Below are 15,877 nucleotides of genomic sequence, written 5' to 3' on the forward strand. Positions count from 1 at the left end.
ACCTCTCTTTCAGTTTTGCGCCCGATCGGGCGTCTCGGATTTAGTGTTGATGGCTACGTTTTGTTGGCGAGCACCGGCTTGTTTGAGCTCTGCGACCCACTGCGGGTCGGCGTCGCCGATTTCGTTGTTCACAGGCAGATATCGTTCAGGAAACTCCCAGATCAGCACCTGTGGCGGGCTGTTCTTGAAGTCATCGCTTTTCAGGTAGCTGAGCATCGGCAGGATCGGGCCGTGGCCGTCTTCGGCGTAATTGACGACGTCGCTGTGCAGCGCTTGTTTCAGCGCACCGACGAAGTTCCAGTTGGGGTTGGCGCTGTAGCTGGTGCCGATCAGCGCGACCGGTACTTCGCTGCTGGCGAACAGCGCGTCGTCACCGGCAGGTTGCTCGGCCGCCACGGTGTTGCGCTTTTGCAGCGGCTCTTGCGCCGGCATCAGGTTTTCGAACAGCGGATCCAGCGGCAGGAACAGACGCAGGTCGCCCTTGTGCGTGACCTTCTCCGCTGGCGTGGTGACAAAGCGCTGCGGCTCGCCGCTGAGCGGGAACTTGTCGGCGATGGTTTTCGCCAGGGTGTTGGCGGCGATTTCAGCGCCTTCCGGGGTCCAGTGGGTGTCGGTGCGCAGGAACACTTGCTGACCGTTCTGCTTGGCCTGTTGCAGCGGGCCGAGCAGGTCCGGGGCGAGGATCTTGTCTGCCGCGACACGGGCGTGGAAGTCCTGATAAAGGTTGGCGTGAATGCTCGCCGGTTTCACTTCACCCAGATGCTCCGGGTACAGACGAGCCTTGGCTGGCACGATCGCCATCACCAGTTTCACGCCTTTCTCTTTCAGAGTCTGGCGCACGCCTTCGACCAGCGCGTAGTTGCCTTGCAGGTTCAGCTCTTCGTTGACGATCGGGTTGAATTCCTCGTCGCTGTACAGCCACTGATCGCGACCGAGCACGACGCCCGGACGACCTTCGTTGAACAGTTTGAAATCCAGCGCCGCCCAGAGGTTGGTGCCCAGACGCTTGATCGGAAACTGATCGTCGTAGTGGGTTTCCACGGCTTTGGTCCAGCGACCGTTGAGCACCGTTGCATCGGCGTTGGTGCTGAAGCCGAAGAAGCTGCGCACCGACCACAGACCGAGCACCAGCAGGGTCACCAGAAACAGCGCGATGTAGAAGATGCGTAATGAGCGGGTCATGTCAGATCCCTCAGAACTGGAAGTAAAGGAACGGCGAGAAGCTTTGCGCCGAGAGTTTGAGAATCGAGGCGATGAACAGCAGCAGGATCAGCCCGCGCATCACGTAGCGCGACCAGTCCGCCGTCCAGTAAGCCGGTTGCACCTGGGCTTCGACGCCGACGGTGTAGCCAGGCTCATGGATGTTCGCCGGGTTTTCGCCAGGCGCGGCTTTGATCATTCCCGGGGTCGCGGTGGCAGGGCCGTTGGCCTCGACGTTGACTTCAGGTTTGCTCTTCACCGGAGGCTGGTTGGTGTACAGATCACGCAGGCCGAAGAACGCCAGGGTTGCGTACGCCACCACCAGGGTTGCCACTTGCAGACCGGTGAGGCTGGCACGGTTGAGCTCCGACAGCGACCAGTCGCTGAAGCTGAACATCGCGCCGTACATGCGCCCGGCGACGTGCAGGTTTTCGGCACGGAAGATCACCCAGCCCATCACCACCAGCAGGAAGGTCAGCGCCCAGCGGATCGGGTTGAGGCTGCGTGGCGAGGTGTTGAGGCCGAGCATTTTTTCGATCGCCAGCCACATGCCGTGCCAGGCGCCCCAGACGATGTAAGTGATGTTCGCGCCGTGCCACAGACCACCCAGCAGCATGGTCAGGAACAGGTTGCGATAGGTCATCAGCGTGCCTTTACGGTTACCGCCGAGGGTGATGTACAGGTAGTCACGCAGCCAGGTCGACAGGCTGATGTGCCAGCGGCGCCAGAACTCGGTGATCGACTGGCTGATGTATGGCTGCTTGAAGTTTTCCATGAAGCGGAAACCCATCATCAGACCCAGACCGATGGCCATGTCGCTGTAACCGGAGAAGTCGAAATACAGCTGCGCGGTGTACGCCAGCGCGCCAAGCCAGGCATCACCGGTAGTCGGGTTTTGCAGGGCGAAGCAATGATCGGCAACCACGGCGAGGGTGTCGGCGATGAAGACCTTCTTGATGAAACCCTGCATGAACCGCGTGCAACCTTCGGAGAACTTGTCGAGGGTGTGCGTGCGGTTGTTGAACTGGTCGGCGAGGTCGCGGAAGCGCAGGACCGGGCCGGCAATCAGGTGCGGGAAGATCGCCACGAACGCTGCGAAGTCGATCAGGTTGCGGGTGGCCGGGGTGTCGCCGCGATACACGTCGATGATGTAGCTGATCGACTCGAAGATGTAGAACGAGATACCGATCGGCAGCAGCACATGGGTCAGGATGAACGGCTCCAGACCGAACGAGGTCATGATTGCGTTGATGCTGTCCACGCCAAAGTTGGCGTACTTGAAGTAGCCGAGGATGCACAGGTCGACCGCCACGCCGAGCAGCAGCCAGCGCTGTGCCGGTTTGGTGCGCACGCCGGCGGCACCGACTTTCAGGCCGATCCAGTAGTTCCACAGGGTGACGCCGGCGAACAGCGCCAGGAAGTCCACCCGCCACCACGCGTAGAACACGTAGCTGGCGATCAGCAGCAGCAGGTTGCGATAGCGTTGCCCGCTCAGGTAGTACAAGCCGAGAAAGATCGGCAAGAACAGAAACAGGAACACGTTGGATGAAAATACCATCCCGATCTCTCCATGTTTGAACCAACAGTCAAGGGCCAAAGCCCCCCCAAACCCCCCGTGAAAATTCAGGGGGCGACATCACTTCACTGTGGGAGCGGGCTTGCTCGCGAAGGCGGTGTGTCAGTCGACATCAGTTTTGAATGTCAGACCGCATTCGCGAGCAAGCCCGCTCCCACAGGGGATTGCATTCACTCTTACGAACCCTTGTTGCCCTTCTCATGCGACGGGTCGTAGACCTTGGTCAGGTCGCCGCCGAGGCGGAAGGTCTTGAACGGCTGCATGCCGTGCTTCTTCTCGATCACATCCGCCGGGCAGGTGTAGAGGGTGCAGAACGGTTCGAGCCAGGCGAATTTCATGTCCTCTTTCAGGTCGGTCATGTCCTGTTTTTTGCCGTTCTTTTCCTCGAACGCATCCGGGTCTTTCACCCCGGCCAGCACCCGGTCACCCAGACGCTTGAGCGCGCTGTTGTTTTCCTGACGCAGATCGACACCGTTGACCTGGGCGAAGCTGGCGATCATCGCCAGTGGCGGCAGGGCGTAGTTGTGATAGGCGAGGGCGCGTTGCTGGCGCTTGAGCTCGTTAGGCAGGAAGCCGTCGGCGTCGACCTGATTGACCCCGACCTTGTATTCCTTCACCGCCCAATCGAACAGGTCGCGACGGTTGGTGGCGACGGCGGTAGCCATCACCGACCACGCGGCCCAGTACGAGTGGTTGTTGGTTTTTTCCAGCGGCAGGTTGTCCCAGTCGCTGACCACCTGATCGGCCATCTTGCTGAACCACGCTTCGATCTGCTGCGCTTCTTGCTGATGCGTGGCCAGCGGATGCGAGTCGGAGAATTTCAGGCGGATGTACGAAGAGGCCATGCTGCCCAACGCCCATTTGCGCATCGACTTGCCGGTGTGGTTGAAGTCTTTCGACATCAGCGCATCGGCCTTGGCCCACGCGGTCAGCCAGTTCAGCGTGCAGTCGAGCTGCTCCGGACGACCGTCGCGCATGAACTGCATCACCCGTTTGGCGGTGCCGCGCTCCAGCGTGGTGATGTCCTTGGTGGTGTCGCGGAAGGCTTTTTCCGACTGCACGTTCAGCGTCGCGCGGGCCTTGTCCGAGCCTTCGTACTTGCTGCGAAATTGCAGCGGCCCGGTGTACGGCGCCGGCATCGCGTCGCAGCCTTCGCTCTTGTCGCCGCTCTTGAATTTATCCACAGGCGCGAAATAGCCCTGCGGCGGACGCAGTGGTGCGGCGGCCTGAGTGGCCCCGGCGAACATCGCCAGGGTCAGCAGGGATGGCGCAAGCAAGTGTTTGATCGTTCGATTTCGCATAGCAGACCTCATTGCCCGAGCTGAGCGGTTTGTGGCCCAGCGCCCGGGAATACGTTGCGTTTGCAGATTTTCGCTTCGACTTTTTGCGGCGCGGTACCCGCTTCCGGGCCCTGGACTTCGACTGCCAGCAGATTTTGCGAGGCCCAGTCTTCGTCCGTGCGCAGCTCAAAGGCGAAACGACCGTCGGTGTCGGAGGTTTCCGGTTTCTCGATCTTGATGTCCTCGTGGCGACCGTTCATGTACCAGAGGGTGGCTTGCAGGGTTTTCACCGAGGGGTCGGCGAAGCGGATGTCGACCTGATGGCTGCTGTTCTGCAGGTTCAGGTTTTTGCTGTTGACCAGCAGTTCCTGTTTGCCGCCAGGCTTGAGCGTGGTGCTGGCGGACATTTGCGCGTCCTTGCCTTCGCAGCCGTTGTCGAGAAGGGACATCATCTGGCGATAGATGGTTTCCTGGTCGAGGCGGTACAGCGGCGAGAATTCCCAGATCAGAATCTTCGGCGGGGTCTTCTGGAATTCGTCGCTACCCAGGTACTGCAGCATCGAACCTTCGAGACCGCCGCCAGGGAAGGCGACGTTGAGAATGTCTGCACCGATTGCCTCTTCGAGGAAGCCGGCGAAGTTGTAGTTCTTGCCGCTGTGCGAGGTACCGACGAGGGTGATTTGCGGGTTACCGGAATCACCGAACAGGTCGCCGTCACCGGCTTCGCCTTTCGGCTCGGTGGTGAACTGGTCCATGTACTGGATCGCGTAACTGGTGCCGCACAGTTGCCCGGCCATGTTGTGCAGGGTGCCGGTCTTGCCCATGCGTCCGGTGCGTTTGGTTTCGAATTCACGCTTGGGAATATCGGCGAAGGCCGGGATCTGCTTGACCTTCTCGGCGACAATTTTCGCCGTGCGCTGAGCGCCGTATGGGGTCCAGTGCTGGTCGCCACGGAAGTAGAAATCGTGGGCGGGCAGGGTGTCCGGCAGCGATTCGTTGGTCAGCGGCGACAGGTCCGGCACCACATAACCCATCTTGGCGAAACGGCCGAGCATGGTTTTGTAGTTGCCCAGCGCTTTCTCGTAATCGAACGCGGCTTTTTCCTGCGGGTTGAGCTTGTTGCGGTTCACCAGGCCACGGGTCGGCTGGTAAACGATCACCAGCTCAACGCCTTTGGCTTTGAACGCATCGTGCAGCTGTTGCAGACGTTTGTAGCCGGCCGGGGTGGTGTTGAACTCGGTGCGCAGGTCTTCCTGGGTACGGAACAGCCAGTCACCCTGCGCCTGCACCAGCGTGGTGAAGTTCTGCTGATAACGCGTGGTGTAGTTCTTCGCGTCGTGTGCTTCAGGGCACAGGTTGCAGCACGGTTCGGCGCTGAATTTTGGCGGGGTGGCGCCCGCCGCTGCATCGGCGCGAGTACCATTGCTGGCCGCCAGAATGCCCACGGTCAGGGCCGACAGGCTGAGTAATTTGATCAAGTGTGGGTGCATAAAATTATCCTCAGTCCTGCATTTCGGTCTGGCGTTCGACAGGGTCGATCAGCACGGCTTTCTGCTGGCGCACCAGCAAGTCGAGAATTTCATCCTGGCGCTCGCCAAGGATGCCGTTGAAGCTGATGCCGCTGGATTTGGTCGGCGCCAGCATCGATACGCGGTACAGCTCGACGCTCAACGGCGAATCGATCGACAGCGGGCCACTGCCGTTGGCCGCCAGTTCACCGCCAACCACGATCAGCGACACCTGGGCATCGAACGGGTCGAGCTTGATGTCACGGTCGGTGTCGGTCAGGTCTTTGATGTGCCCATAGACGCCGGTCAGGCCGTTGGCCATGGCAACGTTTTCGTAGAGGCGGATGTTCACGCTGTTACGAATGCGGATGCCGTGGCGCTTGTTGCTGATGACTTTGTTGCCCCACAGCAGGTTGTCGGCGGACTCGTAAAGAGTGATGCCGTCCGTGTGGTTCTTGTAGATCTCGTTGTAGGCAATGATGTTGTTGACGCTGTTACGGTCGATCACCAGGCCCGAGAGGTGGTTGTCGTAGCTCTTGTTGTTGAAGATGAAGCTGTCGTTGACCTCACGGGAAATGATGATCCCGTGCTTCTTCTTCGTGCCGTACACAGTGTTCTCGGCAATGATCAGACCGTGGGAACGGTCGTGCGGGTCGATGCCGTAGACGATGTTGTCCTTGTAGGTGTTGCCCTTGACTACGAAGTCGCGGGTCTCGTAGCAGTAGAAGCCGTACCACATGTCGGAGAACTCGGAGCCGACGATCCAGCCGGTCGGCTCGGGACGCTTGAGCACCTTGGCCATGTTTGGCGTATACTGGGAAATACTCACCCCGTACGACTTACTGTTGGCATAGCCGAAGCTGGCCATCTTGCTGTTGACGATGTAGGTCTCGGTGCCGCCCCAGGCCAGCAGGAACGGACGGAATTCCTTCGGCGAACGGAAGGTTGCCGGGCCGTTTTCCTTCTCGCGCCAGCCGGTGACTTTGGTGTCACGCACAAACAACTGACCGTCGTTGACCAGGAACGAACCGGCCTCTTGCGACAGGCGCAGCTCTTGGGTCTGGCCGTCGATTTCGAGGATGCCTTTGCGGCCCACAACGATCGGCAACTTCGCCAGGTACACGCCCGGCGAGGTTTCGCTGAAGTATTGCTTGGGCAGCTTTTGCGCCAGATCCTTGAGGTTCATGTAACCGTCGTCGACGAAGATCGCCTGCGGGATGCCGTGCTGACGCACCACCCATTCGGCCATCTTGTTGTCGCCGCCGATGAAGTCCTTCAGGGCGTCTTCCTGCATCATCCGGCGCACGCTGACTTTGCCTGCTTTGCTGCGGACGATCTTCGCCGCAGCAGCCTCGGCGGTGTAGCCAGAAATGTCCGGCAGTTTCGGCGCGGCCAGGTTCAGCGCCTCGGTCGGCGCGCTGCTGACGGTGTAGGTCTTGGCTTGTTGCAGCTCTTTGGCGGTGGTCACCGGCTTGGCCGGTTCCACCGTGGCGAACGCGCCAGCGGAGGCCAGCAGCATGGCGCCGGCCAACAGGCTGAGCGAGCCTTTCCTTGCATGGTGCATGTCGGGCACTCCCTTGGCGGTTTGCATCAGAAGCGCCAGATCACGTCGATGAACGCGCGGTGCATGTACGAATCAACCTGGCTGCCATAGGCATCGCCCGGCTTGAACACACCGCCACGGAAGCGCACCAGTGCCGAAGGCTCGTCGATCGACTGGCTCAACGCCGCCGGCAACAGGCCTTGCTTGAAGTACTTGGTCACCACCAGATCCATTTCCTGACCCAGGTCCTTGTTGCCATCTTGCAGCGGCAGCGAGGTGCTGGAGAGGATCGCGCCAGTGACGTCGTCGGTGTTGTTTTCCACGGCGTTGATGCCGTTGCTGCCCACTGGCTTGTTGCCGTCCACGCGCCAGAACTTGTGGTAGATCACGCTGGCGTCGTACTGATCGTTGAGCATCCACGAACCGAACAGGGTGGCGGTCTGCATATTGTTCATTTCGCCGCGGAAGGCTTCGCCGAAACGATGCACACGCGAACGGGTACCGGTGTAGTTGGAGCGGTTGCTTTCCAGACCGGTCTGTTCGTAATCGGCGCTGGCGCGGGCATACGCGGCGCCGACCTGCCATTGCGGATCGAGGCGCAGACGCACACCAATGTCGGTGGCCCAGCCATTCACATCATCGCTGCGCTTGGCTTGTGCCGGGCGCGAGCCATCGGCGTTCAGCGCGTTGACCGTGTCGCGGTCGCCGCTCATGCCGGTGATGCTGCCCCAGTAGTTGACGGTGTTGGTGTTGCGCCAGTTGTAGGCGTCGCTGTCCGCCGTCAGGCCGAGCCAGCTGATGTCGCCGTTCTCTTTTTTGTCCAGCAAATCACCGGCGACGCCCGGTTCTGGATAATCCAGTTTGCCGTCGTCGTGAGTGTGATGACCACGAATGCCGACCCAGTTGCCGGGTGTCCACTGGTAGGCGGCATCGGCGTAGGCGTGCAGGCGATCCTTGTCTTTTGGTGCCAGCTCTTTGAGGTCGGTGCGGTATTCGCTGAAGCGTTCGGCGACACCGACGTTGGCGCGCAACAGGGTGGTGTCGAAGGTCCAGTTCAGCGCTTCGATGTTGGTGTCGCGCCATTGGCCGTCGTCATTGCGCAGACGCTGGCGACCGAACTTGAGCATCTCGCCAGGGTAAGGCGTCAGGCCGCTGTAACCGACCCAGAATTCGCGCATCGCCAGATAATTCTTCTTGGTTTTGCGGTCGCTGTTGTCGGTGGTTTGTTCACCGTCGGACTGCTGCAGGGTGTCGGTTTCGATGATGTCGGTCGACGTCACGGCCTGGCCCATGGCGTAGGCACTCCACGCGCCGCTTTCGCCGTAGACCCACGGACGCAAGTCCAGGCCCACACCGTTGACGTCGCCGCCGCTGGCGGTGCCGAGGTCGCGGTCGTCTTCGGACTGGCCGGTGATCTTCACTTCCAGGCCGAAGTTCTTGGTTTCAGTCATCGCGGCCAGTGTCGGGCAAGACCAGATCAGCGCGAACGTGAGGCCAATGCCGGCCTTCACAAAGGGATTCAACTTCATAGGGATTCCTCGCCGTCTTCTTCTTGCAGGGCGTGCAGTTGCAGCGTGTTCTGGTTCAGGGCGCCACGGCTGGCCTGTTCCTGTTGCAGCAGGCGCTGGGCTTCGGCCAGACGATCGGGCGGCAATTGCGCTGCCAGGGTGGTCGCCAGTTCATCGGCTTGCGGAGTGTTCTGCGCCTTGGCCAATTGGCTGAATACGTAGGCGTTGAGCGGGTCGGGCCTGGTGCCCTTGCCTTGGGAAAACAGTTGGGCAATGGCGAAATCGGCGCTGTTCTGGCCGTTGCGCGCGGCGGTCAGCAAGTGGTCGAGAGCCTTCTGCGGATAGACCTTGCCCAGGTAACCACGGCGATAGATCTGGCCGAGGTAGTAGTCGGCGGCGACTTCGCGGCCGACGGCTTTCTGGAAGTGTTCTTCAGCGACTTTGGCGTCGGCCGGCACCAGTTTGCCTTCGTAGTAGAGCTTGCCCAGCAACAGTTCGGCGCGCGGCTGGTCGGCGGCGCGGCCGTTGTCCAGGTACTTCATCATCTGATCGACGTCGCCCAGTTCCGGGAAGTCGTAGAGCAGCTGCGCGAGGGTCACCCACGACGCCGGGTAGCCCGGGGCGATCGGTTCGAGCAGCGACTGCGCGGTCTTCTCGTCGGTCTTGCCCAGGGTCGAATCGGCCAGCACGCGGGCCACCGAATCGACGCGCTGCGCGCTGACCGTGCCACGGCTGTAACCGGCCTGCATCTGCTTGATCAGCTCGGCCTGTTGCTCTGGCTGGGAACGTTTCTGATAGACCGTGGCCAGTTCGACGTAGCAGATGTCGGTGGTGTTGAGCGCGGCTTTGCAGATCTTTTCCACGTCATCCAGATGCTGGTCGTAAGTGCCCTGGGTGCGATACAGCAGCACCTGCGCCAGACCCGCTTCCGGGTAGCCGGATTTGCGCCACTGATCGATTTGCTGCTGTGCGTTGATATTCGGGAAGCTGTGCGGGTATTGCAGGTACAGCATCGCCAGCGGGATCAACGTATTGCCTTCGCCATTGGCGGCGGCTTTTTTCAGCAGGCTTTCGGCTTCGTGGTGCTCGGCCTCGGTGGAACCCGGTTTGGCCACCAGCAGGCGACCGAGACGGGCCTGAGCGCGCGGCGAAACACTGGCGGCGGCACGGTAGGTCGCTTCGGCCTGTTTGATCTGCTCGGGGTCGCGGCTGTCGACCTGGATATCGGCGAGGCCAACTTGCGCCTCGCTGTAACCCAGATCAGCCAGTGCGCGGTAGTTCTGCGCGGCAGTGGCGGTGTCGCCCCGCTTGAGCGCTTCGTTGGCCAGACGCTGGTCGGGCAGGCCGGCGCAACCGGCCAGACTTACCGCCAGTGCAACTGCACACAGCGGACCCATGTGGGAGCGGGCTTGCTCGCGAAGGCGGTGTGTCAGCCCACACTGATTTTGAATGTTGAACCGCATTCGCGAGCAAGCCCGCTCCCACAAGGGCTGCGGCGTGTTCAAAAGAGTAGGAATCGTCACAGGCATGTCCTCGACTTAAAGACCGGCAGCCATGGCTTTGTCGATCAGCCAGTTCAGGTTCGGGCCACGGTCGCTGTTCACTTCCACCGGGCGCCCGGCGAAGCTGCTGTCCAGCGGCTCGTCCGGCTGGATCTGCACGCGGATGTCGGAGGACAGGTCGGCGCTCTTCAGGCTGGTGCTGCTGACGATCTTGCCGGTGCGGGTCTTGTCTTCGCCGGCGATCTGGAAGCTCACGGGCGTACCCGGGCGCACGTCGCCGAACTGGCGATAGGAGAAGCGTGCATCGACGGTGGCCTGTGTATTGCGCGGTACCAGGGTGAAGATCACGTCGCCCTTGCTCGCGTACTGACCGTCAGCCACCAGTTGCTGGGCCACAGTGCAATCGCACGGCGAGGTCAGGGTGCCGGTCATTTGCTTGCCGAACAGTTCTTCCACCTTGGCCGGTGACAGTTGATCTTCTTCCAGATGGCCCTTGAGCACATCGAGCATGCTGGTGCTGAAGGTCGCCAGCGGGGCGCCTTTGGCCGCTACGCCGTCGGACTTGACCAGACTCTGCACGGTGCCGTCACGCGGCATGGTGATGTTCATTCCCGGCACGCTGACCAGACCTGCCTGCGCATGGCTGACGAAGTACATGCCGTACACCGACTTGAACACGAAACCGAACGCGACCAGACCGATGGCGAAAATACCGGCGCTGAAGGTCACGGCTTTCAGACGCCCGAACGGGGTCATGCCGCTGCCGCCGTCCTTGACCTTGCGCGCCTTGGTGAAGTTGTCGCGCTGCAGGGTCGCCAGCACTTCACCCATGCTGACGATGTCGCCGGCCAGGTGCGAAGTGATCAGGTGACGCAAGGTCGAGATGTCCTGCGGTTCCAGATTCTGGAACTGGCAACCGGCGCGGCCGCTCTGGCGGTCGTAGGAGCGCACTTGCAGTTCGACGTCCATGGCCAGGCCGAGGTTGTCGATGACGAATTGCAGACGTGCCTTGTACACCTCGCCGATGGTCAGCGGCAGTTGCCCGGCGTTGAACGCCAGACCACCGGCGGACAGGTCGAGGACCCGCGCTTCGACCGGCGTCCGGTCGGGGCCGAAGAAACGCAGTTTGGCCGGGATTTTCACTCGGGCGTGCTGACGCTGGGCTTCGGATTCATGCACTACGTTGGCGTTGACGGCGGTATTCATAGGGGCGATTTCCTTGTTAATTCAATAGGGGCGGGTCAGACCATCATCAGCAGCACGGCGACGAAAATGCTGCCGGCGGAGAAGGTCATGGTCCGAGACGACCAGGTGTTGAACCAACGTTGAAAGCTGGCGAGATCACGGGTCAGGGAAGTGGGTTGGCGCGTCCAGGATTGTTGGTCGAGGCGGAAGAACACGTAGATCTTCACCAGCGCACCGACGATCTGGTTGTAATACAGAATCACGGGATAGGCCGGGCCGATCCGGTGACCGGAGCACGACAGCAACAGGGTCAGAATCAGGCGGGTGATACCGATCCACAGCAGGTAGGCGAGGATGAACGCGCCGCCGTACTTGAAGCTGGCGATGAGGGCCACGGTCAGACCCAGCAGCGAGGTCCACATCGATACGCGCTGATCGAACAGCACCACCGAGGTGAAGGCGCCGAGGCGTTTTACACCCAGGCCCAGCGCTCGCGAGTTCTGGCGCAGGTTGTTGCCGTACCAGCGGAACATCAGTTTGCGGCTGGCCTTGATGAAGCTCTTTTCCGGCGGATGCTCAACGGTGTTGATCGCGGCGTCCGGCACGTAGAAGGTGTCGTAACCCAGGCGCATCAGGCTGAACCAGCTCGACTTGTCGTCGCCGGTGAGAAACTTGAAACGGCCCAGGCGCCAGTGTTGCAGCGAGTCGCTTTCGACGTCGGCGATGAATTCCGGATCGGTCACCACCGTGGCGCGGAACACCGACATGCGCCCGGTCATGGTCAGCACGCGCTTGGACAGGGCCATCGAGCACATGTTGATGTGACGCTGGGCGAAACGCAGCTTGTGCCATTCGCTCATGATGTAGCCGCCGCGCACTTCGCAGAACTCGTTAGTGGTCAGCCCGCCGACATTGCCGAACAGCTGGAACCACGGCACGGTCTTGCGCACGGTGCCTTCGCCGAGCACGGTGTCGCCGTCGATCACGGCCACCACGGCACGGTCGTCCGGCAGGTGACGGGAGATCGCGCGGAAACCATAAGCCAGGCCATCGCGTTTGCCGGTGCCGGGAATGCGCACGAAGTCGAGCTTCACCCGGTCTGGCGGATTCATCCGCGCCCACAGCGCTTTCACCAGCAGCTCATCGGACATTTCGACGATCGAGCAGACCACGGTGGTCGGCAGGTCGCAGTCGATGGCTTCGCGGATCACCGAGCTGTAGACCTGCGCGGTGGTCAGCGCGTCGATACGGAAACTGGTGACCATCAGAAACACATGCGACGGGTCCGCCGCTTTACCCAGCTTGCGCACTTTGCGGCGCAGGTGCGGGTAAACGATGTAGAGAAAAATCATGCCGCGCACAAAGTGCGTTGCACCCATCGAGTAGCGCCAGATACCCACGGCGCCAATCAGGAAAATAAAGTCCTTCGACTCGGAGTCGAACGTGGACGCGGGCAGCATCAAGGCCAGGCCCAATAGCAGGCTCAGAAACAACAGCCAGCCGGCGGATTGCAGAAAGAAATGTTTGAGCTTGGTCATCGACGTCATCCAAGGTAAGAGAGGCTTCGAGCTGCAAGCTTCAAGCTGCAAGCGAAACGCTTTGCTTGCAGCTCGAGGCTTGTCGCTTGGCGCTGCTTTACCAGCAGATACCTTCAGTGCGAGTACCTGGGTTGGTCGCTTTGGCCATGAAGCCGACCAGGTCGATGACCTGTTTGCCCTGCGGTGCTTCCTGGGCGAGCGCGCGGAACTTCTCGTCGCGGTTGCCGAGGATGATCACGTCGGAGTTGTCGATCACCGAATCGAAGTCCGAGTTGAGCAGGGACGACACGTGCGGGATTTTCGACTCGATGTAGTCCTTGTTCGCGCCGTGAACGCGGGCGTACTCGACGTTGCTGTCGTAGATGCTCAGGTCGTAGCCCTTGCCGATCAGCATTTCGGCCAGTTCCACCAGCGGACTTTCGCGCAGGTCGTCGGTACCGGCCTTGAAGCTCAGACCGAGCAGGGCGACTTTGCGTTTGTCGTGGCTTTCAACGATGTCGAAGGCGTTCTGCACTTGCGATTCGTTGCTGCGCATCAGCGAGTTGAGCAGCGGCGCTTCGACGTCCAGCGAACCTGCGCGGTAGGTCAGGGCGCGCACGTCTTTGGGCAGGCACGAACCGCCGAAGGCGAAGCCCGGGCGCATGTAGTACTGGGACAGGTTGAGGGTCTTGTCCTGGCAGACCACGTCCATCACTTCACGACCATCGACGCCGACCGCTTTGGCGATGTTGCCGATCTCGTTGGCGAAGGTCACTTTGGTCGCGTGCCAGACGTTGCAGGTGTACTTGATCATCTCGGCGACCGCGATGTCCTTGCGGATGATCGGTGCGTCGAGTTCTTCGTACAGCGATTGCAGAACGTCGCCCGAGGCCTTGTCGAACTCGCCGATGACGGTCATTGGTGGCAGGTCGTAGTCCTTGATCGCGGTGGATTCACGCAGGAATTCCGGGTTGACCGCGACGCCGAAATCGACACCGGCCTTCTTGCCCGAGCAGTCTTCAAGGATCGGGATCACCACGTTGGCGACGGTGCCCGGCAGCACGGTGCTGCGTACCACGATGGTGTGGCGGGTGGATTTTTCACGCAGCACGAAACCGATCTCGCGGCACACGGCCTCGATGTAGTTCAGTTCCAGATCGCCGTTCTTCTTGCTCGGCGTACCGACGCAGATCATCGACAGGTCGGTGTCACGAATCGCTTCGGCGAAGTTGGTCGTACCGCGCAGACGACCGGTCTCGATACCCTGAGCCAGAAGTTCGCCCAGACCCGGTTCAACAATCGGCGACTTGCCGGCGTTGATCATGTCGATCTTGTCTTTGGCAACATCGACGCCAACCACGTCATGGCCCCGTGCAGACAGGCAACCGGCACATACTGCGCCAACGTAACCCAAACCAAATATGCTGATGCGCATCGCAATTACCTCTGTGTTTTATCAAGCCGTTAGATGGCCGGAGTTAATGGTGTTCAGCGGTCATAGTGCACTCGAAAGTGCGGCAAACAGGCGCCACAATGCCGTGTGCAGGCATACTAAGTTCCGAGTGTCTAAATAAGTGCACTCAAGATGTGCGCAACTAGGCCTGGTTGTTATGACTTGCCCTGTTATGCAGCGGATCTTCTTGCTGGAAGACTCTTGTGCATGTGTTCAGTCCACCTGATGTCGGGCGAAAAGCCCGTAGATCAAGCGGTTGGGTGCTCAGGCGAGCACAATTACAGGGGCGCAGCCTTGGCCTTGTAGAGGATGTTTATGGTGCGTATCACCTATCCATCGTTAGTTGATCAGATGAGTGAACCATCTAGGCAAGTTGCTGTGACAACTTGGTTACATGGTTCTCCGCTCTGCGTAAGTTATCTCGTACAAACTCGGCGAGAATCGTTACCGGTGGTATGAGCTATGCATTTGGACATAGTTCCTACCCGCTCATCGCGAAAGCTGAAATTTTTTGAAATATTGCTAAAGATGGCACTGGTCTCAATTTGATAGCACTTTCGATTTGGGCCTTTATTAATCGGCGCGTAATCGAGCTCGATAGTTTTGTGCCACTACCGTAAAAAAATTTACGTGCCACTACTGAAAAAAAGTGCGGGTGTCGAGTGAAACTAAAATTAGAAATGCCGGGGACGATTTTATGGCGCCAATAAAACGGCGAAATGTGGCGAGGAATTGTTGACGTCGTGCGAGCTGCACGACTCTTTATATACAGAGTCGTGCAATGGGCATGCTTTATTCCGGAGCGTGGTCGCGCAGAAACACCAGATTGTCCGGTTTCGACTGCTCGGCGCTGAAGCGATAACCCTGCACATCGAATTGCTTGAGCAGGGCAGGATCGTTGATTTTTTCCTGAATCACGAAACGGATCATCAGGCCACGGGCTTTCTTCGCATAGAAGCTGATGATCTTGTACTGGCCGTTCTTCAGGTCCTTGAACTCGGTGTTGATGATTCGCGCGTTCAGCGCGCTGCGTTTGACCGCCGAGAAGTATTCGTTGGACGCCAGGTTCAGCAGCACGTCGTCACCTTGCTCGGCCAGCGCTTCGTTGAGCCATTCACTGATGCGGGTGCCCCAGAACGCGTAAAGATCCTTGCCACGGGCGTTGGCCAGTTTGGTGCCCATTTCCAGACGGTACGGCTGCATCAGATCCAGCGGACGCAGCAGGCCATAGAGGCCGGAGAGCATGCGCAGGTGCTTTTGCGCGTAGTCGAACTGGGCTTCACTGAACGATTGCGCGTCGAGGCCGGTGTACACGTCACCCTTGAACGCGAGCAGGGCCTGCTTGGCGTTTTCCGGGGTGAAGGCGGGCGTCCAGCTGCCGAAACGCGCGGCGTTGAGGCCGCCGATCTTGTCGGACACGTGCATCAGTTCGCTGATCTGTGCCGGGCTCAGTTCGCGCAGTTGCTGGATCAGCTCCTGGGAATGATCGAGGTATTGCGGCTGGGTGAAGCGCTGGGTCGCCGGCGGTGTTTCGTAATCGAGGGTCTTGGCGGGGGAAATCACCATCTGCATGAAGTCGTCTCCTTTAATCGTGGGGGCGATTCT

General features: G+C 60.1%; 11 protein-coding genes. All 11 read right to left on the minus strand.

The features are described from left to right. Positions 1-9: 9 nt before the first annotated feature. A complete protein-coding gene (locus ACS4NR_RS26690; protein ID WP_095139582.1) occupies positions 10-1,182 on the minus strand; it encodes an alginate O-acetyltransferase in 1,173 nt (390 codons plus the stop codon). Between the two features lie 10 nt (positions 1,183-1,192). Next, positions 1,193-2,758 carry an MBOAT family O-acyltransferase gene (locus tag ACS4NR_RS26695; RefSeq protein ID WP_166496238.1) on the minus strand — a complete coding sequence of 522 codons (1,566 nt, stop codon included), beginning with the start codon at positions 2,756-2,758 and terminating at the stop codon, positions 1,193-1,195. A 194-nt stretch (positions 2,759-2,952) separates the two neighbouring features. After that, positions 2,953-4,077 (minus strand): mannuronate-specific alginate lyase, encoded by a 1,125-nt coding sequence (locus tag ACS4NR_RS26700; protein ID WP_095139585.1) that lies wholly within the window; start codon positions 4,075-4,077, stop codon positions 2,953-2,955. An 8-nt stretch (positions 4,078-4,085) separates the two neighbouring features. Then, positions 4,086-5,546: an alginate O-acetyltransferase gene (locus ACS4NR_RS26705; RefSeq protein ID WP_456018747.1), complete on the minus strand. Its 1,461-nt coding sequence runs from the start codon at positions 5,544-5,546 to the stop codon at positions 4,086-4,088. Positions 5,547-5,556: 10 nt separating this feature from the next. After that, positions 5,557-7,128 (minus strand): mannuronan 5-epimerase AlgG, encoded by a 1,572-nt coding sequence (gene algG / locus ACS4NR_RS26710; RefSeq protein WP_095139598.1) that lies wholly within the window; start codon positions 7,126-7,128, stop codon positions 5,557-5,559. Between the two features lie 26 nt (positions 7,129-7,154). Continuing rightward, a complete protein-coding gene (locus ACS4NR_RS26715) occupies positions 7,155-8,636 on the minus strand; it encodes an alginate export family protein (RefSeq protein WP_456018748.1) in 1,482 nt (493 codons plus the stop codon). Then, positions 8,633-10,138 (minus strand): alginate biosynthesis TPR repeat lipoprotein AlgK, encoded by a 1,506-nt coding sequence (algK, locus tag ACS4NR_RS26720; protein ID WP_456018749.1) that lies wholly within the window; start codon positions 10,136-10,138, stop codon positions 8,633-8,635. Before algK ends, ACS4NR_RS26715 begins: the two co-directional genes overlap by 4 nt. A gap of 15 nt (positions 10,139-10,153) precedes the next feature. Beyond that, positions 10,154-11,323, minus strand: a complete 1,170-nt coding sequence (locus ACS4NR_RS26725) for an alginate biosynthesis protein Alg44 (protein ID WP_095139589.1) — start codon at positions 11,321-11,323, stop codon at positions 10,154-10,156. A 35-nt stretch (positions 11,324-11,358) separates the two neighbouring features. Then, the gene (gene alg8, locus ACS4NR_RS26730) at positions 11,359-12,840 is read right to left on the minus strand and encodes a mannuronan synthase (protein ID WP_177440034.1); all 1,482 of its coding nucleotides are present in this window, start codon (positions 12,838-12,840) and stop codon (positions 11,359-11,361) included. A 97-nt stretch (positions 12,841-12,937) separates the two neighbouring features. Next, positions 12,938-14,254, minus strand: a complete 1,317-nt coding sequence (locus ACS4NR_RS26735; protein WP_095139591.1) for a nucleotide sugar dehydrogenase — start codon at positions 14,252-14,254, stop codon at positions 12,938-12,940. An 810-nt stretch (positions 14,255-15,064) separates the two neighbouring features. Further along, positions 15,065-15,844, minus strand: a complete 780-nt coding sequence (gene yaaA / locus ACS4NR_RS26740; RefSeq protein WP_456018750.1) for a peroxide stress protein YaaA — start codon at positions 15,842-15,844, stop codon at positions 15,065-15,067. Between the last annotated feature and the right edge of the window lie 33 nt (positions 15,845-15,877).

Source organism: Pseudomonas sp. JQ36 (genome assembly GCF_053851495.1).